This window comes from Burkholderia sp. EMB26 (assembly GCF_024730645.1).
In the GTDB taxonomy this organism is placed as follows: domain Bacteria; phylum Pseudomonadota; class Gammaproteobacteria; order Burkholderiales; family Burkholderiaceae; genus Burkholderia; species Burkholderia cenocepacia.
Genome location: NZ_CP078070.1, coordinates 778646 through 803953, shown reverse-complemented (window position 1 = coordinate 803953; position 25308 = coordinate 778646). Strand labels below are relative to the sequence as shown.

The following is a 25308-nucleotide window of genomic DNA, read 5'->3' as shown; positions in this document are numbered from 1 at the left end:
AATCAGCGAGCCTCAAAATAATCGAACAACGGCACATCGCAACAAAGAAAGCTCCGATACGCTACCTCAAACGTGCTCCTGATGACGTCGCCCTTCTCGCTTACCGAAAAGCAGGAAGTGAAAAACTGGCTCGATCTTTTGATCACGCACGTCTACATTATCAATGTAATAACTGCGCGCATTGAATTGCGCCGACGGACTACGCAATTCACGGCTACCGAATTGAATAAAGTGCACGAGCGGATCCACCTTTTGCTCTGCAACATCAAGGTAGGTCGAGAGATACCAGCTTGCGTCGAAAATACCGGATGCCTCGATGATCTTGCGACGCTGGCTGGCGCGCATCTGCGCCATTGCACGAGGCCCCGAAAGCATCCTTTTCCAAAACGGCACACGCGGCGGCGGCAGGAGGTCTTGCTGCGGCGGCGAATACAGCACATCAGGCAAACTATCGCCCGACATGACCACAAGCTCGTGCTGAACGTCGTCGGAGATGGCTGCGATCTTCTGCTTGATCTCTTCGACATTGTTCGAATTCGTAGCCAGTTGAAGATCGATCAGATCGTGATGCATCTTGTTCGCCCAGCGCAGATACTCGTCCATCTTTTCAGAGATCTCACGGAATTTGCGCATGCTACCGGCTTCCATAAGATTAATCTCAGCGTCGATCTTGTCCTGGATACGGGCGTGGTTATCGACCCATTCCGACTGGGAATGAATGGTCCTGGAACTCTCCGCTTCGCTCCACCACCGATATATACAAGTGATCTCGTCGGAGCTGCCCACGCCGACTCGCGACGCGCAACGCATGATGAAGTCCCAGTCCTCGGTCGTCGTGAGCGTTTCATCGAAACGCAGGCCGTAGTTTTCGAATACGTTGCGTGGAAAGGCAATTGAAACCGGTGGCGTCTGGCTCACCTCGAGATGTTCAAAATAGTCGAACTCCGATGCGTAATCCCGGTGCATTGCACTGATCGCCCGGGCTGCTCGCTTGCCTTCGACATACGCCCACGTAAATTCCTGACGCACCGCAGTCGCCCTTAGCAGCGCACCCGGTTTCTCGCGCGCAATCGCTCTGAACGTCTCCAACCAGTTCGCAAACACGATGTCATCGTCGTCGAGGATGATGACATATTTGCCACGCGCCATCCCGAACCCCGCATTAAGCGGCGTAGTCCGGGTGCCTCCGATCACTTCTTCGAATCGAATACGCTCGCGCATCGTTGCCGACTGGCTATCGATCAATGCACGAATCTCGCTGACCGCCTCGGGTGCCGCATTGTGTGCGACGACAAGATGCTCGAAATCGTTGATGGTCTGCGCGGAAAGGCACAGGAACACCTCGCTCAACGTCTCCATGCGCGAGCCTTGTGTGCGCGTCAGCACGGTGAACAACGGCTCACGCGTCACGCTCCGCCCCATCTCCGAAGCACGCGCATCCATCGTCAGGACAGCAACCCTTCCTCCGTCGCCAGGCGAGAGACTTTCCAAAACCTTACCCAGCGATGTCGCAGGACACAACCGCTCCAACACGACTGAGCCGAGTTCCGTTGTGCCGCACTGCGCAGCGATACGGACCTCACCGGAGAAGCCAAAAGCCTGCGTTCGAATGGCGCATTCTGCGACAAATTGTGAAAGACTGGCCTGTGACATCGCATCCTGCCCCGCCGGCACGAGAACGATGACGCTACCGCTTTCGCCTGCACCGATCCGCTGCAGCAGGGCCTGCAGTTCACCCCATCCATCAAAATCGGCACCGACAACCGCCACCAAATTTGGCGAAATGCGCTGATCAGGCTCGGAACTCCCATCAAGTGCCAGATCCTGCAGTTTCTGAAACCGGCGCCCTTTCCGATCTCGCGAAAATACCGTGAAACCATGCGCCTGTCGCGGCGCCTCCCCCGTTAAAGCATGCGAAACGAGGATCGTGCCGACTTCCTGGCGAAGCACATCAGCTTTCTCTACGATAAACTCACAAAGCGTGTACATTATTTTTCACAGTATTTAAGTTTATTAAACGCCCATTCACTGTTTATTTATAATTGTCGCTGGGCCTCGGAAATTAAAGGCGCGAATTTTATCTATCGATCACATGGATTCGTAAATTCGAATCGCGTCTTCGACCTTATCACAAACCGTGAGCACACCATCCTCCAGGACAGCGGCATGACTACAGTGGTTACGAATCAACTCTGTCTGGTGTGCAACAATGATCATGGCGCGATCACCCCTCTTCTCGAACAACTCGACATTACACTTCTGATAAAAGCGATGATCACCAACCGCCATCCCTTCGTCGATCAAAAAGCAATCAAACTCAATCGACATCGAGATCGCAAATGCCAGGCGCGATGTCATGCCAGACGAATATGATTTGACCGGTTCATCAAGATAGGGTCCGAGTTCTGCAAAATCTTCGACAAGCTTGAGAGCCTTGCGATAGTCGATGTTGTATACGCGAGAAACCAGACGCACGTTGTCTTTGCCGGTCAGACTGCCTTGAAACGTGCCACCAAACGCCAAGGGCCACGACACCGACATGGTTTTAATGACCTCGCCGGAATGTGGACGGTCCGCGCCACTGATAATGCGAATCAGCGTCGATTTCCCCGCACCGTTGCGTCCGAGGATGCCCCATCGTTCGCCTGGCTGAACGCGCAGGTTGATACCCTTGAGTATCTCCCGGTGCGATCGGCCGTGATGAATCGGATAGCGCTTGCATACATTCCGCAACTCAATCACATTCGACCTCAGTTTAGTTGCACTCGCCGAATGGCGTAATGGACAAGTGAAAGTGCAAACAAAGTGAAAAATGACAACGCGAACACCGTGTAATCAATGTGGTAGAGTGTTGGCATACGGTCTCCGTAGTATCCGTGATGAAAATACTCGACCGCATCGATTAACGGGAAATACGTCATCATCTCAGCTAGCCGTGGAGGCAAAACGTACGTCGGCAGAAAAACCCCCGATACCGGCATCATCAGATAGAGAATTACGTGTGAAACTCGCTCGATCGACTCACTTAGCTCAGACAACGCCGCCATAATCAAAACAAAATCAAACGAGAACCATATTACCAGGAAATATCCCAATATCATCGTAAGTGGATCAGCCGGAATCTGGCAAATACCAATCACGATCAATACGACAAACAAAACAAGAAACGACGCTGTAGCGCCTGCAAATTCGAGAATGATTCGCGAGTACAGTATGTCCATCGGAAGGATCGGCTTGTAGTGCAGCAACGCACGATTGAAGTCGATCGCTTTGATCACTCGGTTCGTCGCATTGCGCCAAAACAGCAGAGTCGGATAACTGACCGCCAGGTATTCTGCAACCGGATACTTGGCCGTCGTTTCCGTATTACTGAAGATGACCATCACTCCGACAACAAACATCGCAGGTTCGGCCATTATCCACAATACGCCAAGCCCCTCTCGACCAAAACGAGTAATCATCTCGCGCATGATGAGCGCCCAGACAACTCTGACCTGGATGCCCAATTGCTCCCGGAACGTCGGAGGACGGTAATCAGCGGTCATAGTGCTCTTTCACTCCACCGATAACGATGGTCAATACGCCCCACAAAATCAAACCGAGCAGGAAAGTAGCAAGGATGGCTCGCCCGCGGCGCGGGCTCATCGCATAATCAGGCAGGCTCGGTTCGGCAATGCGCTCAAGGTAGAGTTGCTTACGCTCAGCCTCGACACGCGCCTGATCCAACAACGTTATAGCGCCCGCAAGAATCTTGTCGGCAACGTCCTTCTCCAACGTCAGGCGCTGAAACTCTGCGGCCTTGCTGGCCAATGAGCCCCCCGGCGAACCGGCAACGTGCTGGCTCACCTGATCGATCGCTTGTTGCAGCAGTTTGGCGCGATCGCGCAGAGTCGGCAGCCCCGGGTTGGCCGGCGACAGCCTCTCCATTTGAGCAATCTGCACACGGGTAGCAATTAGATCGTCCTGAAGCTTTCCAACCTGCTGCAACGGAATGTTGGACTGGCGCTCAGGGTCGATAACACCCGCGTTATTCCGATAGCGCGCCAACGCCAATGTAGCGATACGGTCATTTTCTTTCGCAACGTCGACATCATGCTGAGCAGTATTAATCAGATCCGCCCGGGCTCGTGCGTTCATTTGATTGACAATCCGCTCACCCAACTCCAGCAGACGCTTATTCATGCTCCAAGCAAGATGCGCATCATACGCGTTGGTGTTCAGCGTCACAATTGGAGAATCAGTGTCGACCTTTGCATCAACGATTTTCTTGCCATAGTAAAGATAGAACTCTTCGAGGCTATCATTCAACCCAAACAAAGAAAATCGATTAATAAAATCGATCGATCCACTCTGAAACTTCGATTTGATTTTCTGTTCTCGATCCAGCACCATCATTGCGTCACGAGAGAGAATGTACTTCTGGACCGTATACGCACTCCCTTCCGGCTGCGAAAATCCCCCAACCCCCTTCAACAATCCGCCCAGCCCTGAAGCATTGGTCTGCTGCGGACTGCGAATCAAAAAACTGCTGACAGAGGTATACTCATCACTAGCAATAATTCCGAAATAAATAATCGCAATACCGGTAGGTATGACCACCGTCATCAGAAACAAACGGTTAATTCGCTTCAGGAATTTCATAATTATTTGAACGTCTGAACACCAGACACGATCGGGTAAGCTACGGAGAACACCAGGTTCAGCACTTTTTGCAGTTCTGCCACCGGCGCATTAGAGACGTAGAGGACGTCCTTGTTGTCCATCATGAAGCTCTGCGCCACGAAGAACGAATCCGGGTCTTTCAGATTAATGTGGTAAATGACGGGGACTTTGCCGTTTGCCGTCGTTCGCACGGGCTGGTTAGGCCACTTGAGTGCCTGCTGATCTTCCAGCCGGAAAATGAATACACCCTGTGCGTCTGAACGCGAGTCTTGCAGGCCACCCGCACGCGCCAATGCCTGCGCCAGCGTAATGCCTTGGGCCTCGAAATTGATTTCCTCGTTCTTGCCAGTCGCTCCAAACGCGGTAAAGCTGTACGGCTGAAACAGGGCGGTGACAACATCACCCGCTTTCAGCGGTACGTTCTGGCGCGGGTCCCGAATCACCGTGTCCAGCGGCTCCAGCGCAACGATGTCGCCCCGCGTCACCTGGATCATAGTCTTGCTGATCGGCTGCTTTGCGCCCCCGGCCGCGGCTAGCGCATCGAGCACACGCTCACCTCGCGCACTCAACTGCATACGCGTGCTGCTGGATACGTCTCCCACCACCGTGACATATGAGGTTTCGTTACGCGCCAACTGCACTAAAACCTGTGGGTCATGCGCGATATTCTTGAGGCGTGCCGCGATATATGCTTGCAATTGGCTTGGCGTACGACCCTGTGCCTTGATAGCGCCGACGAACGGCACATGGATGTTGCCATTGCCATCGATCACTTGCGTCGGCAACTTGGTCAGCCGTGCGCCGGTCGGCACACCGCTAGGCGTCGGGGCGTCGCTTGTACCGCCGCCAAACAGAGTCGCAGGCGGTGCTTCCCAGATCGATACTTCCACCACGTCACCGACGCCCAACTGTTGCTGAAACGCGGAGTTGTCGCCTAGTGCCGAGGCAAAATCCGTGCTTTTACGACCTGTATAGAGTTGTCGCGCAATCTGGTCGGTCACGTCAACGACCTGGATTCCTTGCGAACTGACCTGATTCGCGCCACCACTGCTGGCATTAATTTCGGAGCGACTCGGTCCAGACGTGGGAATGGCACCGCACGCAGCCAACCCAATGGCACCGCCGATGGCAGCAGCCAACCATACACTGCGATTTAAACTCTGCATTTAACAATCCAGTCATTCAAAGGCCGCCGGATTTTACCGCACAATGTAAGATGTACCGGAAAAATTCCCGGCGTGGCGCATCCGAAACGCCGATGAGCAACCCAGAGGTTCCGTCGGCTTCTCGCGGTCCAGCGACTCCGGCTTACGCGCAGCCCAATCCCTTGCCCCATAAGGCGTGAACCGGTTTGGTGCAAATAGGGGCGGGCTCAACAGTCCATTGCTACCGCGCGCGCGGACGCAAGCGGATCGGTAAATCTGACATCAAGCTTCAATTGTTTGGCACGCTCGGCATTTGTGCTGACCAAAAGACGCGCACGCGCGAATTGTCCAGCCATGCGAGATACCATAGAATTACCCGGCGGAATTGTTGCATGAGCCATCAGGCTTCGGCAAACAGAAACATCTTTCATTTCCGTGCACCCAACAACATTGCACCTGCGTGACAAAAATACTTCTGGACGTCACTCGTCTTGCCACCCGCTTTTGTGATGGCCTGATCCCCACCGGGGTAGACAGAGTAGGACTGGCTTACATCCGCCGATATGGCGATCGCGCACGTGCAGTCCTGAGCGAACGCGGCTTTTCGACCGTTTTAACGGAAAAAGACTCGCGAAAAATATTTGCGTTGCTGCTGTCGTCCAGTCGCGATCGATGGGCGCTACGCAAGATTATTGCTTCTGCGTTGCTGAACCAGCTTTATCCGCAGCGATTCGATCGCGCAATTTTGTTGCATACAAGTCACAACGGAATGGAGTTCCCCCGGTACTATCGGGCGATGGCGCAACGCAACGCGCGCTCGGTCTTCATGGTCCACGACCTCATTCCGTTGACGCACCCGGAGTACTGCCGCCCGGGCGTGGACGCATCGCATCGCGCTCGCATCCATACCGCGCTACGGCACGCGAGCGGCTTGATCAGCAACTCACAGGCGACCTATGACGAACTGGCGAACGAGGCGCGGCAAGCGTCGCTGCCGCTTCCGCCGGTCGTCGTCGCGCCACTCGCACCCGCAGTGGAGCCTCATCCGCCGAGCCCGCCGCCGATCGCAGCGCCCTATTTCGTGATGCTCAGCACGATCGAACCGCGCAAGAACCACTGGTTCATCCTGCACGTATGGCGGCACCTGGTCGAACAGATGGGCGACGACGCCCCCAAGCTCGTCGTCATCGGCCGACGCGGCTGGGAATGCGAGAACGTCGTCGACATGCTGGAGCGGTGCACCACGATTCGCGGTGCGGTCATCGAAGAATCGGATTGCAGCGACGATCAACTGCACGCCTGGTTGCAGCATGCGCGTGCGCTCGTGTTCCCGTCGTTCACCGAAGGCTACGGCATGCCGCTCGTCGAAGCGTTGATGCTGGGCGTGCCGGTGCTCGCCAGCCACTTGCCGGTCTTTCACGAGATCGCGTCGGACATTCCCGACTATCTCGACCCGCTCGACGGGCCAGGATGGCTCGCGCGGATTCGCGCGTATGCCCGGTCGGACAGCACCGAACGAGCGGATCAGATCGCGCGAATCGAACGCTTTCGAGCGCCGACGTGGGCCGAGCACTTTGAACGAATCGACGGCTTTCTCGAATCGCTCCGGTAAATGAATCCGGCACCGACTGAATCTTCGATGACGCCCGAAATCCAGCCATTCGACGCAACCGAGATTGTGCCCTGCAAGCGCTGGGGCAACTGGCCGACCAGAAAGTCACCGTTCGTGTGGGTCGATTCGCGGCTCGGCGTCGCACTTGCCCGAACGTCCGCATCGCTCGGACGTACCGTCTACCCGGTCTGCCCCGGCCCCGTCTTCGTCCGGCACGCGCCGCCTCTTTCGTGGTTCCGCATTCCGCCGGATCTGATTGCGCACGGCGGACTGGTCGCCGCACTCGACCGCGCGCTCCAGACTTCCCCCATCACCGACGCGGATGCGCGATGTCGCGGTCTGATTCACCGCGTCCTCGACAGCGATGCGTTGCATGTTCGGCGTCGGGTGACCGAATTGCCGGATGCATGGCATACATCCGACCGCGACAAGCGTATCGTGCTGATTGACGAAAGAGAAACATCGCATACCGACGTCTGTACGCCGGCCGGGCACCGCCGCGGGAACTTTGCTGCGATGGTAGATGCAGCGCGCCACGCACACCCCGGCGCCGACTTCTGGATCTTGCGCTCTGCCGATGCGGGTGCCGGCGATTGGCTGTCAAACAAAACGCAACTGCCTGAAAATGCTCGAATCCTCGACGTCACGCATTCCCTGCGTGACATCCTTCGACTTGCCGATACCGTCTATGTCCTCGGAGCATCCGAAGGGATGGCCGCACTTCTGGCCGGCGTGCCGGTTCATGTGTTCGGCACACCGTATTACGCCGGCTGGGGACTGACGCAGGATCGCACTGCGATGCCTGAGCGCCGAGCCCGTCCGTCCGTGTTTGCGCTATTTGACGCCGCGTTCCTGCAACTCGCGCATTACCTCGATCCGGTACACGGCGCCCAAGGCACGCTCGAAGGCGCCCTCGACTGCATCGAGCTGCAGCATGCCGTCGCCGCCCGCTACGCCGACCTCGGCCGGGTAGCCGGCATACGATTCCAATGGTGGAAGCGACCATACGCCACACCGTACTTGTCTGCAGGGGGCGGGACGTTACGCTGGCTGGCGGATCCGCGCGAAACCCGCGCCGACGAACACGCGGCGATATGGGGTGGACGTTCGGCAGAAGGCCTGCCGAACGGAGCGGCACGCGTGCGGATCGAAGACGGCTTCATCCATTCGACGGGGCTCGGTTCGGACATGTCGCCGCCGTGCAGCCAGGTAATCGATCGCCGCGGCCTGTATTTCGACGCGAGCCGCCCAAGTGACCTGACCGTCATTCTGAACGAGACCACGTTCGACGAACCGGAATTGCAGCGTGCGGCAGCGCTGAGGCGGGAAATCGTGCGGCACGGCCTTACGAAATACAATCTCGGCCGTCAGGCACCGTCGTGGCGTGTCCCCCACGACAAGCGAATCGTGCTCGTCGCCGGCCAGGTTGCGGACGATGCGTCGATTCGCCTGGGAACAGGCACGATTGCCACGTCGGAAGCATTGCTGCAGGAAGTGCGTGCACGCCGACCGGACGCATTTATCATCTACAAGCCGCATCCGGACGTGCTGTCCGGCAATCGCGCCGGACTCGTCGATGCGGAACACCTCGCCGATGTCGTCGATACGCATGCGGATCTCATTTCTCTGATCGACGTGGCGGACGAGTTGCATACGCTCTCATCGCTCGCCGGCTTCGATGCGTTATTGCGCGGGAAGGAAGTTCATACATACGGTCTGCCCTTTTACGCCGGATGGGGACTGACGCACGATGCGCTGGAACAGCCGTGGCGCGAGCGCCGGCTATCGCTCGACATGCTGACGGCGGGGGTACTGCTCCGTTACGCAATCTATTGGGACTGGCAACTCTCGCTGTTCACGACGCCCGAGGCTATCGCCCGGCAACTCGCGCCGAATGCAGCTCGACCGCTCGAGAAAATTCGCGGCAACCGTGCGCGCCCGCTCGTCAAGGCGATACGCTGGACTCGCAATGCGATGCGTTATGCCGGTTGGCAAGGACGGCAATATTTTCGCGATCGAGCGACGCGTTGACGACGATCGATACTCGTTCGCCGAATCGTCCGGAACAACCTGTCTGAGCCACCTCAGACGCCGTTTTCACGAAATCGGCGCGCACCATGGGCAGCACGCACAAGCGTCCTGACCGTTTTTCATTACGTCAACCAATGTCAGGCCGGTTGCCCGCCCTTCACAGGTCAGGTTATAAAAGCGCCTCCCATTCCGGTGCATGCGCCGCCCCTTTACCCCTGACTTCGGAGAACGCATGATCGATCTCGCCACCGCCCAGCAATTCCTGATGACCCGCGGCCTCGACTTCGGCCTCAACCTCCTCGCCGCGATCGTCTTGTGGTTCGTCGGCCGCTGGGCGATCCGCATCGGTACCCGCCTGCTCGGCAAGGTCGTGCGCCGCAGCGGCAAAGTCGACCCGACGCTCACCGACTACCTGACCTCGGTCGTCGGCGTGCTGCTGACGATCCTGCTGATCCTCGCGATCCTGCAGATCTTCGGCGTGCAGACCACGTCGTTCGCCGCACTGCTCGCCGGCCTCGGCCTCGCGATCGGCACTGCCTGGGGCGGCCTGCTCGCACACTTCGCCGCCGGCGTGTTCATGCAGGTGCTGCGCCCGTTCAAGATCGGCGACGTGATCAGTGCGGGCGGCGTCACGGGCACGGTGAAGGAGCTCGGCCTGTTCGGCACGACGATCATCACCGCCGACAACATCGTGACGATCGTCGGCAACAACAAGATCTTCTCGGACAACATCGCGAACTACAGCGCGACGCCGCATCGTCGCGTCGACCTGACCGCGAAGATCGCGCACAGCGTCGACGCGGCCGATGCGATCAACCGCCTGAAGACGCAGATCCAGCTGGTGCCGAACGTGCTGAAAGTGCCGGCGCCGGACATCGGCGTGCTGCAATTCACGCCGGAAGGTCCGCTGCTGTTCGTGCGCCCCTCGACTCAGCCGGAGAACTACTGGCAGGTGTACTGCGACACCAACCGCGTGATCCTCGACACGTTCCGTGAGGCCGGCTATCCGACGCCGGAAACCCCGGTCTCGCAACGCAACGCGTGACGGAAGCGGCGCCCGAGCCGCACGAACAAAAAAAAAGCGTGGCAGCCGCCACGCTTTTTTATTGCTTCGAAAACGAAGCCCCCGCTCAGCGCCCGCCCGCCTTCGGCGCCCCCCCCGAGCGCCGCCCGCGCACCAGCTTCCACACCGCGCCGAGCGCGACCGGCACGATCGCCGCGCCGATCCCGACCAGCACGATCACGTTCAGGTACTGCCGGATGAACGGAATGTTGCCGAAGAAATAGCCGAGCAGCACGAGCAGTAGCACCCACACCAGCGCACCGATCACGTTGAACAACTGAAAGCGCGCCACGCTCATCGACGACGCCCCCGCGACGAACGGCGCGAACGTACGCACGACCGGGATGAAACGCGCGAGCACGATCGTCTTGCCGCCGTGCTTGTCGTAGAACGAGTGGGTCTTCTGCAGCGCGGCGCGATCGAGGAAGCGCTCGAGCACCGGGATATGCGTATTGAACACCTTCGGGCCGATCCAGCGGCCGATCAGGTAGTTCACGGTGTTGCCGGAAATCGCCGCGACGAGCAGCAGCACGATCAGCAGGCCGACGTTCATTTCGCCCGTCGCCGCGAACGCGCCGCCGATGAACAGCAGCGAATCGCCGGGCAGGAACGGGAACACGACGAGCCCCGTCTCGCAGAACACGATCAGGAACAGGACGAGATAGACCCACGCGCCGTACTGCCGGATGAAATCGCCGAGGAAAGCGTCGATATGCAGGACAAGATTGACGAAATGAAGCAGCGTATCCAAATGCGATTCCTCGAAGGCGATGGGGCCGGAACGGCCGGAACCGGCCAGACATGGCCGAGGCGCCCGCCAGCCAAGGCGGCGCGTGCAACCCAGCGATGATACCGAAACTACCTTAAGGCTCCGTGAAAAAACGTAACGGCCGGCTGCCCCGGCACGCGTTCGCCGCCTCGCTATAATTCGGCCATGTCCGATATCACCGAAACGGCCGCGGGCGCCGCGCCCGCCCCCGCCGCGCGCCCGCTGCGCGCAATCCAGCCCCTGCCCGACCAGCTGATCAGCCAGATCGCCGCCGGCGAGGTCGTCGAACGCCCGGCGTCGGTCGTCAAGGAGTTGCTCGAGAACGCGATGGACGCCGGCGCGACGACGCTGCGCATCGTGCTGGAAGAAGGCGGCGTCAAGCGCATCTCGATCACCGACGACGGCTGCGGGATTCCGCCCGACGAACTGGCGCTCGCGCTGATGCGCCATGCGACCAGCAAGATCCGCTCGCTCGAGGAACTCGAGGCGGTCGCGACGCTGGGTTTTCGCGGTGAAGCGCTCGCGTCGATCGCGTCGGTCGCCGAGATGTCGATCACGAGCCGGACGGCCGATGCCGCGCATGCGATGAAGATCGATGCGCAGACAGGCGTGCTGTCGCCCGCCGCCGGCTCGGTCGGCACGACGATCGAGGTGCGCGAGCTGTACTTCAACACGCCCGCGCGGCGCAAGTTCCTGAAGAGCGAGCAGACCGAATTCGGCCACTGCCTGGAAATGATCCGCCGCGCGGCGCTCGCGCGGCCGGACGTCGCGATCTCGGTGCTGCACAACGGCAAGGCCGTCGAGCACTGGAATGCGACCGAGCCCGCGCAGCGCGTCGCGAAGATCCTCGGCGACGGCTTCGCGACCGCGCACCTGCCGCTCGACGAGCAGGCCGGCCCGCTCGCCGTCTACGGCTGCGCCGGCCTGCCGACCGCGAGCCGCGGGCGCGCCGACCAGCAGTATTTCTTCGTGAACGGCCGCTTCGTGCGCGACAAGCTGCTGACGCACGCGGTGCGCGCGGCCTACGAGGACGTGCTGCACGGCGACCGCTATCCGTCGTACGTGCTGTTCCTCGACCTGCCGCCCGAAGCCGTCGACGTGAACGTGCATCCGTCGAAGATCGAAGTGCGGTTCCGCGATTCGCGCTCGATCCACCAGTACGTGTTCCACGCGGTCCAGCGGGCGCTCGCGCGCCACGCGGGCGCGTCGCCGGAAACCACCGCGGGCGGCCATGCCGCGCATATCGAGCCCGCCCCGCGCGGGCCGGCGTCGTTCCTCGGCACGCCGCTCGGCCAGAGTCCGGGCGGCGCCGGCGGCATTGGCGGTAGCGGCGGCAGCGGCTTCTCGCCGCCGTCGTCTTCATCATCGGCGGGCAACACGTGGATGCGCCAGGCGCGGATGACGCAGGGCACGCTGCCCGTCGCGCAGCCGCTCGCGCTCTACGACGCGCTGTTCGGCCGCAAGGACAGCGGCGCCGGCACGCCGGACGGCACGACGCTCATCGCGCGCGATTCGGCCGATTCGACCGACGCACCGGCCGCGCCGCTGCCGGGCTTCGCCGCGTCGCCGCTCGCCGCCGGCGCGCACGACGACCAGCCGCTCGGGTTCGCGCTCGGCCAGATCCACGGCATCTACGTGCTCGCGCAGAATGCGTACGGTCTCGTGATCGTCGACATGCACGCGGCGCACGAGCGAATCCTGTACGAACAGTTCAAGAACGCGCTCGCGGATCGCACGGTCGCCGTGCAGTCGCTGCTGCTGCCGATCTCGATGACGGCCACGCCGGTCGAGATCGGCACGGTCGAGGAAGAGCGCGACACGCTCGAATCGCTCGGCTTCGACCTCGCGGTGCTGTCGCCGACGACGCTTGCGATCCGCGCGGTGCCGGCGCTGCTGAAGGATGCCGACCTGCAGTCGCTCGCGCGCGCGGTGCTGGCCGACCTGCACGCGTTCGGCGGCTCGCGGGTGCTCACCGAGCGCCAGCACGAACTGCTCGGCACGCTCGCATGCCATCACGCGGTGCGCGCGAACCGGCGTCTGACGCTCGACGAGATGAACGCGCTGCTGCGCCAGATGGAGGCGACCGAGCGCGCGGACCAGTGCAATCACGGCCGGCCGACCTGGTATCAGCTCACGCTGAACGATCTCGACCGCCTCTTCATGCGCGGGCAATGAGCGCTTCTTCGCAGTCCACCCCGACGACGATCGCCTGCCTGCTCGGCCCCACCGCTTCGGGCAAGACGGCCGCGGCGCTGGCGCTCGCCGCGCGCCGCCCGATCGAGATCGTCAGCGTCGATTCGGCGCTCGTCTACCGCGACATGGATATCGGCACCGCGAAACCGTCGCGCGACGAGCGCGCGAGCGTGCCGCATCACCTGATCGACATCATCGACCCGGCCGACGCGTATTCGGCCGCGGAATTCCGCGCGGACACGCTGCGGCTGATCGGCGAGATCGTCGCGCGCGGCCGCACGCCGCTGCTCGCGGGCGGCACGATGCTGTACTACAAGGCGCTCACGCACGGGCTCAACGACCTGCCGGGCGCGGACCCGGAGATTCGCGCGGCACTCGACGCCGACGCCGCGCGCGACGGCTGGCCCGCGCTGCACGCGCGGCTCGCGCAGGTCGATCCCGACACGGCCGCGCGGCTCGCGCCGAACGATTCGCAGCGGATCCAGCGGGCACTGGAAATCTTCATGTTGAGCGGGCAGCCGATGTCGGTGCTGCTCGCCGCGCCGCGCCGCACCGACGATGCGGCCGCCGCGTACCGCTTCGTGCCGGTCGCGCTCGAGCCGTCGGATCGCGCGGTGCTGCACGCGCGGATCGCGCAGCGCTTCGATGCGATGCTCGACGCGGGCTTCATCGACGAAGTCGAACGGCTGCGGCGCCGCGAGGATCTCCATCCCGACCTGCCGTCGATGCGTTGCGTCGGCTACCGGCAGGCGTGGGAATTCCTCGACGGCGATACCGACTACCGGACGATGCGCGACAAGGGCATCTTCGCGACCCGCCAGCTGTGCAAGCGCCAGATCACGTGGCTGCGCGCGATGCCGGAGCGGATCGTGGTCGACTGCGTCGCGCCGGATTCGACGGCCCGCGCGCTCGACGCGCTCGAACGCGTCCTCGACGGCCGCACACCGGGCTGATGCGTCAGCCGGCCCGACGCGCCGCCAGGCGCGCGCGGGCGCCGTCGACGATCCATGCGATGCCGCGCTCGAACGCTTCGTCGCCGCTGCGCTCGCGCAGCGTGGCCCAGCCTTGCGCGAACAACGGATACTCGGCCGCATCCGGCAGCAGCGCATCGGCGTCGCCGTCCGGCCGCGCCTGCTCTTCCAGCACCCAGCCGACCACGAAGCGCCCGATCGCGACCATCACGTCGACCGCTTCGTCCGGCTTGAACCCCGCTTCACCGAGCAGCGCGATCTTGCGTTCGATCGAACTGAAATGCAGCGCGCGCGGCCGGGTGCCGGCATGCAGGCGCGCGCCGTCGCGGTAAGCGAGCAGCGCGCGGCGGAAACTGCGCGCATTCTCCGCGAGCCATGCATCCCATACTTCGCCCGGCTCCGGCAGCGACGCACCGTGGCGCTCCAGCATGATCGCCTCGGCCATCGCGTCGAGCAGCTCGGCCTTGTTCCTGAAATGCCAGTAAAGCGTCGGCGACTGCACGCCGAGCCGCTCGGCGAGCCGCCGGGTGGACAGTCCATCGATCCCCACTTCATCCAGCAGGTCGAGCGCCGCGCGCAATACCGTGTCGCGCGTGAGTCGCGCCCCTGTGTCCTTCATCTCTATCACCGATAGGGAAACTGTGGAATAATCCTCACTCTATCATCGATAGAGTCATCCTCTTGAATCCGTCCCTGATTGCCATTCTGGCCACGGTGCTGCTCGACGCGATCGGCGTCGGGGTCGTGATGCCGATCCTGCCCGGGCTGCTGCGCTCGCTCGCCGCCACCGGCAGCACCGACACCCATTACGGCGTCCTGCTCGCGCTGTACGCGTTCGCGCAGTTCCTGTGTGCGCCGCTGCTTGGCGCGCTGAGCGACCGTTTCGGCCGCCGCCCGGTACTGCTGGCGTCGCTCGCGGGCGCCGCGCTGGACTATCTGCTGATGGCGCTCGCGCCGACGCTCGCATGGCTTTACGTCGGGCGGTTGATCGCGGGCGTCACCGGCGCGAACGTCGCGGTCGCGACCGCGTACGTGACCGACGTGACGGCCGAACCCGACCGCGCGCGGCGCTTCGGCCAGCTCGGCGCGATGATGGGCATCGGCTTCATCGCCGGCCCGCTGATCGGCGGGCTGCTCGGCGCGCTGCACCTGCGTGCGCCGTTCGTCGCGGCCGCGTTGCTCAACGCGCTGAATCTCGTGCTCGTGTGGCGCGTATTGCCGGAATCGCGGCCGCGCTCGGCCGGGGGCGGCCGCACGGCTGGCGCGCTCAACCCGTTCGCGAACCTGCGCCGGCTGAGCGGCGCGCCCGCGCTCGCGCCGCTGGTCGGCATCTACGTGATCGTGGCACTCGTGTCGCAGGCGCCCGCGACGCTGTGGATCCTGTACGGCCAGGAACATTTCGGCTGGTCGACGCCGGTCGCGGGGCTGTCGCTCGCCGGTTACGGCGCGTGCCACGCGCTCGCGCAAGCGTTCGCGATCGGGCCGCTGATCGCGCGGCTCGGCGAGCGGCGCGCGCTCGCGCTGGGCCTTGCAGGTGATGCACTCGGGCTGGCGGTCATCGCGTTCGCGACCGCCGCGTGGGTGCCGTTCGCGCTGCTGCCGCTGTTCGCGGCCGGCGGCATGACGCTGCCGGCATTGCAGGCGATGCTCGCACGGCAGGTCGACAATACGCGTCAGGGCGAACTGCAGGGCACGCTGGCGAGCGTGGCGAGCCTGATCGGCGTCGCGGGGCCACTGGTCGTCACCGCGACCTACGCGGCGACGCGCGCGACGTGGCCGGGGCTCGTCTGGGCTGCCGCCGCGCTGCTGTACCTGCTCGTGCCGCCGTTGCTGGCCGGCGCGCGCCCGGCGAACGCGCCGCGCGCATCCGCGTGAGCGTCGGCGCGCGCCGTCGCGTTCAGCCCGCGAGCGTGACGAGATTCGCGTCGCGCACGAGCTGCCAGCGGCCGCCGGCCTTGCGGAAGATCGTCAGCGTGTGGCCCGAGCGGCGGATCGTCTCGCCGCCCGGCGGCGTCGCGTCGATCTCGATGAAATTGCGCAGGTACGCCCAGTCGCCGATCACACGCAGTTCGTCGATCCGGTAGCGGCCGTCGATCTTTGGCGCGTGCTCCGCGCCGGCGTTCGCGTCGCGCGACGCGGCCGCGAACGCCGCCTTGTCGAACGGCGGCTTGCCGGCCACCATGAAGATCGCGTCGTCGGCGATCAGGTCCAGCACCGTCGCCAGATCGCCGCGCCGGCTCGACACGAACCAGTTGTCCACGAGTTCGCGGATCGCGCGTTCGTCTTCGGTCATCGTCGCCCCTCCTTCATCGGCCTGCGTCCATACAGACGCGGCGCCCGAAAAAAAAGCCGCCCGGTGCGATACCGGGCGGCTTTCCGTGCTGCATTCTGCTGCTGCGATGCGCGTCAGACCACGACCGTCTGCGCCTCGCCTTCGCGGGTCGCACGCACGGTGCCGATCTTCCACACCTGTTCGCCGGCGGCGGTCAGGTCGGCGATCGCCGCGTCGGCATCGGCCGCCGACACGATCACGGCCATGCCGATCCCGCAGTTGAACACGCGGTGCATTTCCGCGTCGGCGACGCCGCCGTGCTCCTGCAGCCACTTGAACAGCGGCGGCAGCGGCCAGGCGTGCTGGTCGAGCTCGGCGGTGAGGCCTTCGCGCAGCACGCGCGGGATGTTCTCGACGAGGCCGCCACCGGTGATGTGCGCCATGCCCTTCACCGACAGCTTCTGCATCAGCGCGAGCAGCGGCTTCACGTAGATGCGCGTGGGCGCCATCAGCGCGTCGGCGAGCGAGCGGCCGTGGAAATCGGCCGACAGGTCCGGGTTCGCGCGCTCGATGATCTTGCGCACGAGCGAGAAGCCGTTCGAGTGGATGCCGCTCGATGCGAGGCCGAGCACCAAGTCGCCTTCGGCGATCGTGCTGCCGTCGATGATCTTGCTCTTCTCGACCGCGCCGACCGCGAAGCCGGCCAGGTCGTATTCGCCGTCCGGGTACATGCCCGGCATTTCGGCCGTTTCACCGCCGATCAGCGCGCAGCCCGACAGTTCGCAGCCCTGCGCGATGCCCTTGACGACGGTGGCGGCCGTGTCGACGTCGAGCTTGCCGCACGCAAAGTAGTCAAGGAAGAACAGCGGCTCGGCGCCCTGCACGAGGATGTCGTTCACGCTCATCGCGACGAGATCCTGGCCGACCGTATCGTGTTTGTTCAGATGAAACGCCAGCTTGAGCTTGGTGCCCACGCCGTCGGTGCCCGACACGAGCACCGGCTCCTTGTACTTCTTCGGCACTTCGAACAGCGCGCCGAACCCGCCGATGCCGCCGAGCACGCCGTCGCGCAGGGTTTTCTTCGCAAAAGGCTTGATCTTGTCGATGAGCGCGTCGCCGGCGTCGATGTCGACACCTGCGTCGCGATAGGACAGACCCTGAGCGTCGGGAGCGGATTTCGGAGGATTCATGGGGGAATGCGAGAAGGTCGGTAAAATGCGATTTTACCCGAAGCCGGCCCGTTGGCCGGAATTCCCAGCACCGAATCGTCAGGGATTGCATCTTGGTCGACACGTCCCCGTTTTCTTCGCCACGCGAGCCGCGCCGGAACCCGCGCGCCGCCGTGCGTGCGGCCGCGTGGTCGAGCACCGGAGCCCTCCCCCGCGCGCGCCCGGCGTACGGCACGCGTTTTTCCAACCGATCTGCATTGTGACTGTTGTGTCCCGTCAACTGACGCTCGATCTCGGCACGCCGCCGCCCGCCACGTTCGACAACTTCATCATGAACGAGGAGAACGACGAGCTCGTCTCGCGCCTGCAGAAGCTCGATCTCGCGCTCGCGGCCGGCCCCGTGCCGGACCGGTCGTTCTATATCTGGGGCGAGCCCGGCAGCGGCCGCACCCACCTGCTGCAGGCGCTCGTGAGCGACGCGTCGTACGGCTATGCGCGCTACCTGACGCCGCAGAGCCCGCTCGGCGCGTTCACGTTCGACCCGCGCATCGGCATCTATGCGATCGACGACTGCGACCGGATGAGCGACACGCAGCAGGTCGCGCTGTTCAACCTGTTCAACGAAGTGCGCGCGCACCCGTCGAGCGCGTTCGTCGCCGCGGGCCCGGCGGCGCCGCTTGCGCTCGACGTGCGCGAGGATCTGCGCACGCGGCTCGGCTGGGGGCTCGTGTTCCACCTGTCGCCGCCGTCCGACGCCGGCAAGATCGCGGTGCTCAAGCTCGCGGCGAAGGAGCGCGGGATCGCGCTGACCGACGACATCGCCGCGTACCTGCTGACCCATTTCCGCCGCGACATGCCGAGCCTGATGGCCTTGCTCGACGCGCTCGACCGCTTCTCGCTCGAGCAGAAACGCGCGGTCACGCTGCCACTGCTGCGCCGGATGCTCGCGCGTCCCGGCGACGACATCACACCACCGGGCACGGGCCCGAACCGCTTCGAGTAAAATGCGCTTCCATGACTAATCTGGCACTCTTTGACCTCGATCACACGCTGATCCCGACCGATAGCGACCACGAATGGGGTCGCTTCATGGTGAAGCTCGGCATCGTCGACGCGGAAAGCTTCTCGCGTCAGAACGACCAGTTCTTCGCCGACTACAAGGCCGGCCAGCTCGACATCCACGCGTACCTGTGCGCGATGCTCACGCCGCTCGCGAAGTATTCGCGCGCGCAGCTCGCGCAATGGCACGAGCAGTACATGCACGAGGTGATCCGGCCCGCGATGACGCCCGCCGCGCTCGAACTCGTGCGCCGGCACCTCGATGCGGGCGACCTGTGCTGCGTCGTGACGGCGACCAACGAATTCATCACGCGCCCGATCGCGACCGCGTTCGGCGTCGACACGCTGATCGCCTGCGAGGTCGAGACGACCGACGGCCACCCCGATTCCCCGTACACGGGCCGCCCGACCGGCACGCCGAGCTATCGCGAAGGCAAGATCGTGCGGACCGAAGCGTGGCTCGCGTCGCTCGGCAAGCACTGGGACGACTTCGAACACAGCTACTTCTACAGCGACTCGCACAACGACATCCCGTTGCTCGAGAAAGTCACCGACCCGATCGCGACCAACCCTGACGACACGCTGCGCGCGCATGCAAGCAACCGCGGCTGGCGTATCCTCGATCTCTTCTGAACGTCGTGATCAAAAAATTCATCCGCAAGCTGCTCGGCCAGGACGAAACCGAGCAAACGCCTCCCGCCGCGGCCCCGGCCGACGCAGCGGCCCCTGCTGCCCCGCGCACCCCGAAGGGCGCCCGCGGCGGTGGCGCGAAGAAACCGCGCAGCAACCATGAGCCGACCGTCGTGCCGGCCAGCGTGCACGGCATCAACCCGGCGCTGATTTCGAAGAACGCGGTGCGCGTGACCGACACGCTGCAGCAGGCGGGCTTTCGCGCGTTCATCGTCGGCGGCGCCGTGCGCGACCTGCTGCTCGGCATCGCGCCGAAGGACTTCGACGTCGCGACCGACGCGACGCCGACCGAGGTGCAGCGCCTGTTCCGCCGCGCGCGCCTGATCGGCCGCCGCTTCCAGATCGTGCACGTGCAGTTCGGCCAGGAACTGATCGAGGTGTCGACGTTCCGCGCGCTGGTCGACGCGCCGCCCGAGGCGGCCACGGCCGAACCGCCGAAGCGCCTGAAGCGCGACGAACTCGATCGCCGCACGCACGCGGTCGACGCGAGCGGCCGCGTGCTGCGCGACAACGTGTGGGGCGAGCAGCACGAGGACGCCGCGCGCCGCGACTTCACGATCAACGCGATGTACTACGACCCGTCGACGCAGACGGTGCTCGACTACCACGACGGGATGGCCGACGTGCGCGCCCGCCTGTTGCGGATGATCGGCGATCCGGCCACGCGCTTCCGCGAGGATCCGGTGCGGATGCTGCGCGTCGTGCGCTTCGCGGCGAAGCTCGGCTTCGAGATCGAACCGCATACGCGCGAGCCGATCCACGCGCTCGCCGACCTGATCAACAACGTGCCGGCCGCGCGCCTGTTCGACGAAATGCTGAAGCTGCTGCTGTCGGGCCACGCGCTCGCGTGCCTGCAGCGGCTGCGCAAGGAAGGGCTGCACCACGGGCTGCTGCCGCTGCTCGACGTCGTGCTGGAACAGCCGCAGGGCGAGAAGTTCATCACGCTCGCGCTGAACAACACCGACGCGCGCGTGCGCGCCGGCAAGCCGGTGTCGCCGGGCTTCCTGTTCGCGACGCTGCTGTGGCACGACATGCGCCAGCGCTTCGAGCAATACACGGCCGCGGGCGAAATCCCGGTGCCGGCGCTCCATCGCGCGATGGACGACGTGCTGGACATGCAGACCGAGAAGCTCGCGATCCACAAGCGCTACTCGGCCGACATGCGCGAGATCTGGGGCCTGCAGCTGCGCCTCGAGAAACGCTCGGGCCGCAGCGCGATGCGGCTGCTGGAACACCAAAGGTTTAGAGCGGGGTATGATTTCCTCCTGTTACGCTGCGAATCCGGCGAGCTCGATGCGGAAGTCGGACAGTGGTGGACGGATTTCATCGAAGGCGACGCGGCCGCTCGCGAGGCATTGCTCACGCAGGGCGGCTCGAAGGAAAAATCGCCCCGCAAGCGGCGCCGCCGCGGCGGGGCGCGCAACCGCAAGCCGGGTGAAGGTGCCGCCGAGCAGGCACCGGATACCGCGGGCGATACCGCGAGCGGTTCCGACGACTGACGCGCGCGCCGGCGAACGACGTAGGAAGTGATGCCATGACGGTTGCATATATCGGACTGGGGGCGAATCTCGGCGATGCGCGCCAGACCCTGAAGGACGCGGTGGTGTGCCTCGCACAGCAGCGCACCATCTCGATCCTCGGCAAATCGAGCCTGTATCGCACGGCGCCCTTCGAAGCGGGCGGCGACGATTACTACAACTGCGTCGTCAAGCTCGACACGACGCTGTCGGCTCGCGAGCTGCTCGCGCTCTGCCAGAAGATCGAACATCACTTCGGCCGCGAGCGCCCGTATCGCAATGCGCCGCGCACGCTCGACCTCGACATCCTGCTGTTCGGCGCCGATTCGATCGACGAGCCCGACCTGATCGTCCCGCACCCGCGCCTCACCGACCGCGCGTTCGCGCTCGTGCCGCTCGTCGAGATCGAGCCGGCGCTCGACATCCCCGCGCGCGGCCGGGCCGACGCCTTTCTCGCCGCCGTCGCGGATCAGCGCGTCGAAAAGGTGCAGACCTGCCAGTGCCTGATGCAAAAGGCGCTCGCTGCCGGCGAAGACGCCGACAAGACCCGCTGCCGATGAACGCCACTCCGCTGACCGTCACCGCGCCCGACCTGCGCGCCCCGCATCGCTATCTCGTGATCGAAGGCCCGATCGGTGTCGGCAAGACGACGCTCGCGCGCCTGCTCGGCGAGCGCTGGTCGATGCAGACGCTGCTCGAGCGCCCGCAGGACAACCCGTTCCTCGAACGCTTCTACCGCGACACCGCGCGCTACGCGCTGCCGGTCCAGCTGTCGTTCGCGCTGCAGCGCGCGCAGCAGGCGCGCGAGCTGATCGGCGCGCTCGACACGGGCCGCCCCGTCATCGCCGATTTCATGCCGCAGAAGAACGACATCTTCGCGCGGCTGAACCTGCCGGAAGACGAGTGGCAACTGTATCGCTCGGTCGCCACGCACGTCGACGTGCCGCAGGCGCCGTCGCCCGATCTCGTCGTCTATCTGCAGGCGAGCCCCGAAGTGCTGTTCTCGCGCATCCAGAAGCGCGGGCTGCCGATGGAATTGCAGATCAGCGACGCGTACCTGCGCTCGCTCGTCGACGCGTACAACGAATTCTTCTACCACTACGACCGCACGCCGGTGCTGACGGTCGCAGCCGAACACCTGAACCCGCTGGATTCCCCCGAAGATCTCGCCCTGCTGGTCGAGCGCATCGAGACGATGCGCGGCCGCAAGGAATTCTTCGTCAAGGGCGAGACGACGCGCTGACGCGTCCCGCCTGTCGCTCTTCACCCATCGACCCGGATTTCCCATGACCTATCTCCAGGAATCGAGCCGGCCTGCCGTGACGGTACCCAAGCTGCAGGCAATGCGCGACGCCGGCGAGAAGATCGCGATGCTCACCTGCTACGACGCGAGCTTCTCCGCGCTGCTCGATCGCGCCGGCACCGACGTGCTGCTGATCGGCGATTCGCTCGGCAACGTGCTGCAGGGCCACACGACCACGCTGCCGGTGTCGCTCGACGACATCGCGTACCACACCGCGTGCGTCGCGCGGGCCCAGCCGCGCGCGCTCGTCGTCGCCGATCTGCCGTTCGGCACGTACGGCACGCCGGCCGAGGCGTTCGCGAATGCAGTCAAGCTGATGCGCGCCGGCGCGCAGATGGTCAAGCTCGAAGGCGGCGAATGGCTCGCCGATACGATCCGCTTCCTCGTCGAGCGCTCGGTGCCCGTCTGCGCGCACCTCGGCCTCACGCCGCAATCGGTGCATGCGTTCGGCGGCTTCAAGGTCCAGGGCAAGACCGAAGCCGGCGCCGCGCAGCTGCTGCGCGATGCGCGCGCGATCGAGGATGCCGGCGCGCAACTCGTCGTGCTCGAAGCCGTGCCGACGCTCGTTGCGTCCGAAGTCACGCACATGCTGAAGATTCCGACGATCGGCATCGGCGCGGGCGTCGACTGCTCGGGGCAGGTGCTCGTGCTGCACGACATGCTCGGCGTGTTCCCCGGCAAGCGGCCGCGTTTCGTGAAGGATTTCATGCAGGGGCAGCCGAACATTCAGGCGGCCGTCGAAGCCTACGTGCGCGCGGTGAAGGATCGGTCGTTCCCCGGCCCCGAACACTCGTTCTGACGTGGAAGAGCGGATGTAAAAAAGCGCGGCGCCCTTTGCGGGGCGCCGCGCTTTTTCGTTTGTGCGCCGCGTGGATGAACGGGTTCGTGGCACCGGAGCAGGCATACGACGCCCCCTCAGTCACCTCGTCACTTCAGCACCGCGTCGAGCGCACCGCGCAGCGCATTGGTCAGCAGCAGCCCTTGCGCGCGTGCCAGGTCGTCACGGGTCACGACACGCTCCACGGCCCCGAATGCGGGATCATCGAGCAGCACCCCACGCATCACGCCCGGCAGCACGCCGGACGCCAGCGGCGGCGTCACCCACTGGCCGTCGAGCTTCACGAACAGGTTCGAGCGCCCGCCTTCCGTCACCTCGCCGCGCTCGTTGACGAACAGCATGTCGAACCCGCCGAGCGCCTCTGCCGCCTGCCACGCGCGGTCGTATTCGGCCCGGCGCGTGGTCTTGTGCAGCAGCAGTGCATCGCTCGCGCGGGTCGGCGCGAAGCCGTGCGCGGCTGCCAGCAGCACGCCGACCGGCCCTGCCGGCAGCGGTTTGAGCGGCGCCGCAACGATCTCGATCGTGCCGTCCTTCGCCAGCGTGAGCTTCATCCGGTACGCGCCGTCGCCGCCGAGCGCCGCGCAGCGTGCATCGATCTCGCGACGCAGCGCATCGGCGTCGAAGCGGAAGCCGAACGCATCGGCGCTGCGCTGCAGCCGCGCGAGATGGCGATCGAGATGGCGGATGCCGTCCGCCCGCGTGGCGGCCGTCGTTTCGAACAGCTGGAAGCCGGGATCGGCATCCGTCAGGAATCGCGCTTTCAATTCGCACTCCGCATATTCGTCGGCCGCGACGCTGTCGAGCACGATGCCCGCGCCGACGCCCATCGTGCCACGCCGCCGGCCGGCAATCGCCGTTGCCGCGTCGCGCGTGGCGCTCGTCGCGACGGCATCGGCTGCGACCGCCTCGAGCGTCAGCGTCCGGATCGCGACCGACAGGCAGAAATCGCCGCAACCGGGCGCGCCGTCGGGCGCTGCAGCACCTGTCGGCGCGGCCTCGTCCTGCGGCGCATCGAGCCAGCCGATCGCGCCCGTATAGAGCCCGCGCGGCGTCGACTCGATCGTGTCGATCAGCTGCATCGTCTTGTACTTCGGCGCACCGGTGATCGACCCACACGGAAACAGCGCGCGCAGCATCTGCGCGAACGTCGTGCCGTCGCGCCAGCCGGCTTCGACCGTCGACGTCATCTGCCACACCGACGCATAAGGCTCGACGGAGAACAGCGCCGGCACCTTGACGGTGCCCGTGCGCGCGATCCGCGACACGTCGTTGCGCAGCAGGTCGACGATCATCACGTTTTCCGCGCGGTTCTTCGGATCGCTCGCGAGGAACGCGGCGGCCGCCGTGTCTTCACGCGGATCGGCCGAACGCGGCGCGGTACCCTTCATCGGTCGCGCACGCAGCACGTCGCCGTGCTTCTCGACGAACAGTTCGGGCGAGCACGATACGACCCATGCGCCGCCCGGCAGCGCGATCAGCGCGCCGTAGCGCACCGGCTGACGCGCGCGCAGCCGCCGGTACAGCGCGAGCGGCGTGCCGAACACGTCGAAATTCAGCCGGTACGTGTAATTGACCTGATACGAATCGCCTGCGCGCAACGCGTCGTGCACCGCGGCGATCGCCGCGTCGAACGCATCGCGCGACACACTCTTCGCGACATGCGCGACACCGGCGATCGACGGCGTGCCGCCGCCGTCCTGCTGCGCGAGCCACGCATCGACTTCGTCGCGCGACAGCCGCTCGCAGCGCGCATACAGCAAAAAGCGCAGCGGGGCATCGCCCGGCTGCGCCCGTTGCAGGTTGCGTCCGAATGCGTAATCGCCGACGACGACCGCATGCAGCCCGTCGCGCAGATCCTGCGCGAGCGCCGCATCGACCGCGTCGAGCTGCGCCGGGTCCGTGCACACGCGCTCGCGCACGAAGCCCGAATACAAACGACTCGACCGCGCGGACGCGGTCGAGTCGCAATCGTCCAAGAGCGCGAACGACGCGCTCTCGTTGCCTTCAGTCATGC

22 protein-coding genes are annotated in these 25308 nt (G+C 64.2%); 12 read left to right on the top strand and 10 right to left on the bottom strand.

Features of this window, described 5'->3' with window-relative positions:
• Positions 1 to 66: 66 nt before the first annotated feature.
• The 5 genes from KU887_RS03825 to KU887_RS03805 form a co-directional block, all read right to left on the bottom strand.
• Positions 67 to 1989 (bottom strand): glycosyltransferase family 2 protein, encoded by a 1923-nt coding sequence (locus tag KU887_RS03825; RefSeq protein ID WP_080323901.1) that lies wholly within the window; start codon positions 1987 to 1989, stop codon positions 67 to 69.
• Positions 1990 to 2088: 99 nt separating this feature from the next.
• Entirely contained in the window at positions 2089 to 2742 is a 654-nt protein-coding gene (locus tag KU887_RS03820) for an ABC transporter ATP-binding protein (protein WP_080323902.1), read from the bottom strand.
• An 8-nt stretch (positions 2743 to 2750) separates the two neighbouring features.
• Positions 2751 to 3545: an ABC transporter permease gene (locus KU887_RS03815; RefSeq protein WP_080323903.1), complete on the bottom strand. Its 795-nt coding sequence runs from the start codon at positions 3543 to 3545 to the stop codon at positions 2751 to 2753.
• A complete protein-coding gene (locus KU887_RS03810; RefSeq protein ID WP_080323904.1) occupies positions 3535 to 4641 on the bottom strand; it encodes a hypothetical protein in 1107 nt (368 codons plus the stop codon). The genes KU887_RS03815 and KU887_RS03810 overlap by 11 nt, the downstream gene beginning before the upstream one ends.
• Before the next feature lie 2 nt (positions 4642 to 4643).
• Positions 4644 to 5828, bottom strand: a complete 1185-nt coding sequence (locus tag KU887_RS03805) for a polysaccharide biosynthesis/export family protein (protein ID WP_080323905.1) — start codon at positions 5826 to 5828, stop codon at positions 4644 to 4646.
• A gap of 439 nt (positions 5829 to 6267) precedes the next feature.
• Here KU887_RS03805 and KU887_RS03800 point away from each other — a divergent pair, with 439 nt between their 5' ends.
• The 3 genes from KU887_RS03800 (at position 6268) to KU887_RS03790 (ending at position 10495) form a co-directional block, all read left to right on the top strand.
• Complete coding sequence (locus KU887_RS03800; RefSeq protein ID WP_258254539.1) at positions 6268 to 7419, top strand: glycosyltransferase family 1 protein; 1152 nt, start codon at positions 6268 to 6270, stop codon at positions 7417 to 7419.
• A 27-nt stretch (positions 7420 to 7446) separates the two neighbouring features.
• Entirely contained in the window at positions 7447 to 9450 is a 2004-nt protein-coding gene (locus tag KU887_RS03795; RefSeq protein ID WP_258254538.1) for a capsular polysaccharide biosynthesis protein, read from the top strand.
• A 232-nt stretch (positions 9451 to 9682) separates the two neighbouring features.
• On the top strand, positions 9683 to 10495 hold the full coding sequence (locus KU887_RS03790) for a mechanosensitive ion channel family protein (RefSeq protein WP_077019944.1): 813 nt from the start codon (positions 9683 to 9685) through the stop codon (positions 10493 to 10495).
• An 85-nt stretch (positions 10496 to 10580) separates the two neighbouring features.
• Here KU887_RS03790 and KU887_RS03785 read toward each other — a convergent pair whose 3' ends face one another.
• Entirely contained in the window at positions 10581 to 11264 is a 684-nt protein-coding gene (locus KU887_RS03785) for a DedA family protein (protein WP_058902161.1), read from the bottom strand.
• 183 nt (positions 11265 to 11447) lie between these two features.
• Between KU887_RS03785 and mutL the strand changes: the two genes are divergently transcribed.
• Both mutL and miaA read left to right on the top strand, forming a co-directional pair.
• On the top strand, positions 11448 to 13457 hold the full coding sequence (gene mutL, locus KU887_RS03780) for a DNA mismatch repair endonuclease MutL (RefSeq protein WP_060213951.1): 2010 nt from the start codon (positions 11448 to 11450) through the stop codon (positions 13455 to 13457).
• Positions 13454 to 14428: a tRNA (adenosine(37)-N6)-dimethylallyltransferase MiaA gene (gene miaA / locus KU887_RS03775; RefSeq protein WP_060268423.1), complete on the top strand. Its 975-nt coding sequence runs from the start codon at positions 13454 to 13456 to the stop codon at positions 14426 to 14428. The genes mutL and miaA overlap by 4 nt, the downstream gene beginning before the upstream one ends.
• A 4-nt stretch (positions 14429 to 14432) precedes the next feature.
• Here miaA and tetR read toward each other — a convergent pair whose 3' ends face one another.
• Positions 14433 to 15065: a tetracycline resistance transcriptional repressor TetR gene (gene tetR, locus KU887_RS03770; RefSeq protein WP_034200989.1), complete on the bottom strand. Its 633-nt coding sequence runs from the start codon at positions 15063 to 15065 to the stop codon at positions 14433 to 14435.
• A gap of 62 nt (positions 15066 to 15127) precedes the next feature.
• Here tetR and tet point away from each other — a divergent pair, with 62 nt between their 5' ends.
• On the top strand, positions 15128 to 16321 hold the full coding sequence (tet, locus tag KU887_RS03765; RefSeq protein WP_063822417.1) for a Tet(A)/Tet(B)/Tet(C) family tetracycline efflux MFS transporter: 1194 nt from the start codon (positions 15128 to 15130) through the stop codon (positions 16319 to 16321).
• Between the two features lie 22 nt (positions 16322 to 16343).
• Here tet and KU887_RS03760 read toward each other — a convergent pair whose 3' ends face one another.
• On the bottom strand, positions 16344 to 16739 hold the full coding sequence (locus KU887_RS03760) for an SgcJ/EcaC family oxidoreductase (RefSeq protein WP_034200991.1): 396 nt from the start codon (positions 16737 to 16739) through the stop codon (positions 16344 to 16346).
• A gap of 113 nt (positions 16740 to 16852) precedes the next feature.
• Positions 16853 to 17908: a phosphoribosylformylglycinamidine cyclo-ligase gene (purM, locus tag KU887_RS03755; RefSeq protein ID WP_124637217.1), complete on the bottom strand. Its 1056-nt coding sequence runs from the start codon at positions 17906 to 17908 to the stop codon at positions 16853 to 16855.
• 247 nt (positions 17909 to 18155) lie between these two features.
• On the opposite strand from purM, the gene hda reads away from it, so the two are divergent.
• From hda to panB, 6 genes are read left to right on the top strand one after another with little or no spacing between them, the layout of a single operon-like run.
• Complete coding sequence (hda, locus tag KU887_RS03750) at positions 18156 to 18890, top strand: DnaA regulatory inactivator Hda (RefSeq protein WP_034200992.1); 735 nt, start codon at positions 18156 to 18158, stop codon at positions 18888 to 18890.
• Positions 18891 to 18901: 11 nt separating this feature from the next.
• Positions 18902 to 19579, top strand: coding sequence for an HAD family phosphatase (locus tag KU887_RS03745; protein WP_006484935.1), 678 nt, complete (start codon positions 18902 to 18904; stop codon positions 19577 to 19579).
• Between the two features lie 5 nt (positions 19580 to 19584).
• On the top strand, positions 19585 to 21135 hold the full coding sequence (gene pcnB, locus KU887_RS03740) for a polynucleotide adenylyltransferase PcnB (protein ID WP_006484964.1): 1551 nt from the start codon (positions 19585 to 19587) through the stop codon (positions 21133 to 21135).
• 35 nt (positions 21136 to 21170) lie between these two features.
• Positions 21171 to 21713, top strand: coding sequence for a 2-amino-4-hydroxy-6-hydroxymethyldihydropteridine diphosphokinase (gene folK / locus KU887_RS03735; protein WP_006476832.1), 543 nt, complete (start codon positions 21171 to 21173; stop codon positions 21711 to 21713).
• On the top strand, positions 21710 to 22396 hold the full coding sequence (locus tag KU887_RS03730; RefSeq protein WP_006484932.1) for a deoxynucleoside kinase: 687 nt from the start codon (positions 21710 to 21712) through the stop codon (positions 22394 to 22396). Before folK ends, KU887_RS03730 begins: the two co-directional genes overlap by 4 nt.
• Positions 22397 to 22439: 43 nt before the next feature.
• The gene (gene panB, locus KU887_RS03725; RefSeq protein WP_006485002.1) at positions 22440 to 23255 is read left to right on the top strand and encodes a 3-methyl-2-oxobutanoate hydroxymethyltransferase; all 816 of its coding nucleotides are present in this window, start codon (positions 22440 to 22442) and stop codon (positions 23253 to 23255) included.
• A gap of 128 nt (positions 23256 to 23383) precedes the next feature.
• On the opposite strand, the gene KU887_RS03720 is transcribed toward panB, so the two are convergent.
• Complete coding sequence (locus KU887_RS03720; RefSeq protein ID WP_062884101.1) at positions 23384 to 25306, bottom strand: chorismate-binding protein; 1923 nt, start codon at positions 25304 to 25306, stop codon at positions 23384 to 23386.
• Between the last annotated feature and the right edge of the window lie 2 nt (positions 25307 to 25308).

Coding starts and splice junctions, on each gene's coding strand:
- KU887_RS03825 (WP_080323901.1), bottom strand. CDS start 1,989: ATGTACACGCTTTGTGAGTTTATCGTAGAGAAAGCTGATGTGCTTCGC.
- KU887_RS03815 (WP_080323903.1), bottom strand. CDS start 3,545: ATGACCGCTGATTACCGTCCTCCGACGTTCCGGGAGCAATTGGGCATC.
- KU887_RS03810 (WP_080323904.1), bottom strand. CDS start 4,641: ATGAAATTCCTGAAGCGAATTAACCGTTTGTTTCTGATGACGGTGGTC.
- KU887_RS03805 (WP_080323905.1), bottom strand. CDS start 5,828: ATGCAGAGTTTAAATCGCAGTGTATGGTTGGCTGCTGCCATCGGCGGT.
- KU887_RS03795 (WP_258254538.1), top strand. CDS start 7,447: ATGACGCCCGAAATCCAGCCATTCGACGCAACCGAGATTGTGCCCTGC.
- KU887_RS03790 (WP_077019944.1), top strand. CDS start 9,683: ATGATCGATCTCGCCACCGCCCAGCAATTCCTGATGACCCGCGGCCTC.
- mutL (WP_060213951.1), top strand. CDS start 11,448: ATGTCCGATATCACCGAAACGGCCGCGGGCGCCGCGCCCGCCCCCGCC.
- miaA (WP_060268423.1), top strand. CDS start 13,454: ATGAGCGCTTCTTCGCAGTCCACCCCGACGACGATCGCCTGCCTGCTC.
- tetR (WP_034200989.1), bottom strand. CDS start 15,065: ATGAAGGACACAGGGGCGCGACTCACGCGCGACACGGTATTGCGCGCG.
- KU887_RS03760 (WP_034200991.1), bottom strand. CDS start 16,739: ATGACCGAAGACGAACGCGCGATCCGCGAACTCGTGGACAACTGGTTC.
- purM (WP_124637217.1), bottom strand. CDS start 17,908: ATGAATCCTCCGAAATCCGCTCCCGACGCTCAGGGTCTGTCCTATCGC.
- KU887_RS03745 (WP_006484935.1), top strand. CDS start 18,902: ATGACTAATCTGGCACTCTTTGACCTCGATCACACGCTGATCCCGACC.
- folK (WP_006476832.1), top strand. CDS start 21,171: ATGACGGTTGCATATATCGGACTGGGGGCGAATCTCGGCGATGCGCGC.
- KU887_RS03730 (WP_006484932.1), top strand. CDS start 21,710: ATGAACGCCACTCCGCTGACCGTCACCGCGCCCGACCTGCGCGCCCCG.
- panB (WP_006485002.1), top strand. CDS start 22,440: ATGACCTATCTCCAGGAATCGAGCCGGCCTGCCGTGACGGTACCCAAG.
- KU887_RS03720 (WP_062884101.1), bottom strand. CDS start 25,306: ATGACTGAAGGCAACGAGAGCGCGTCGTTCGCGCTCTTGGACGATTGC.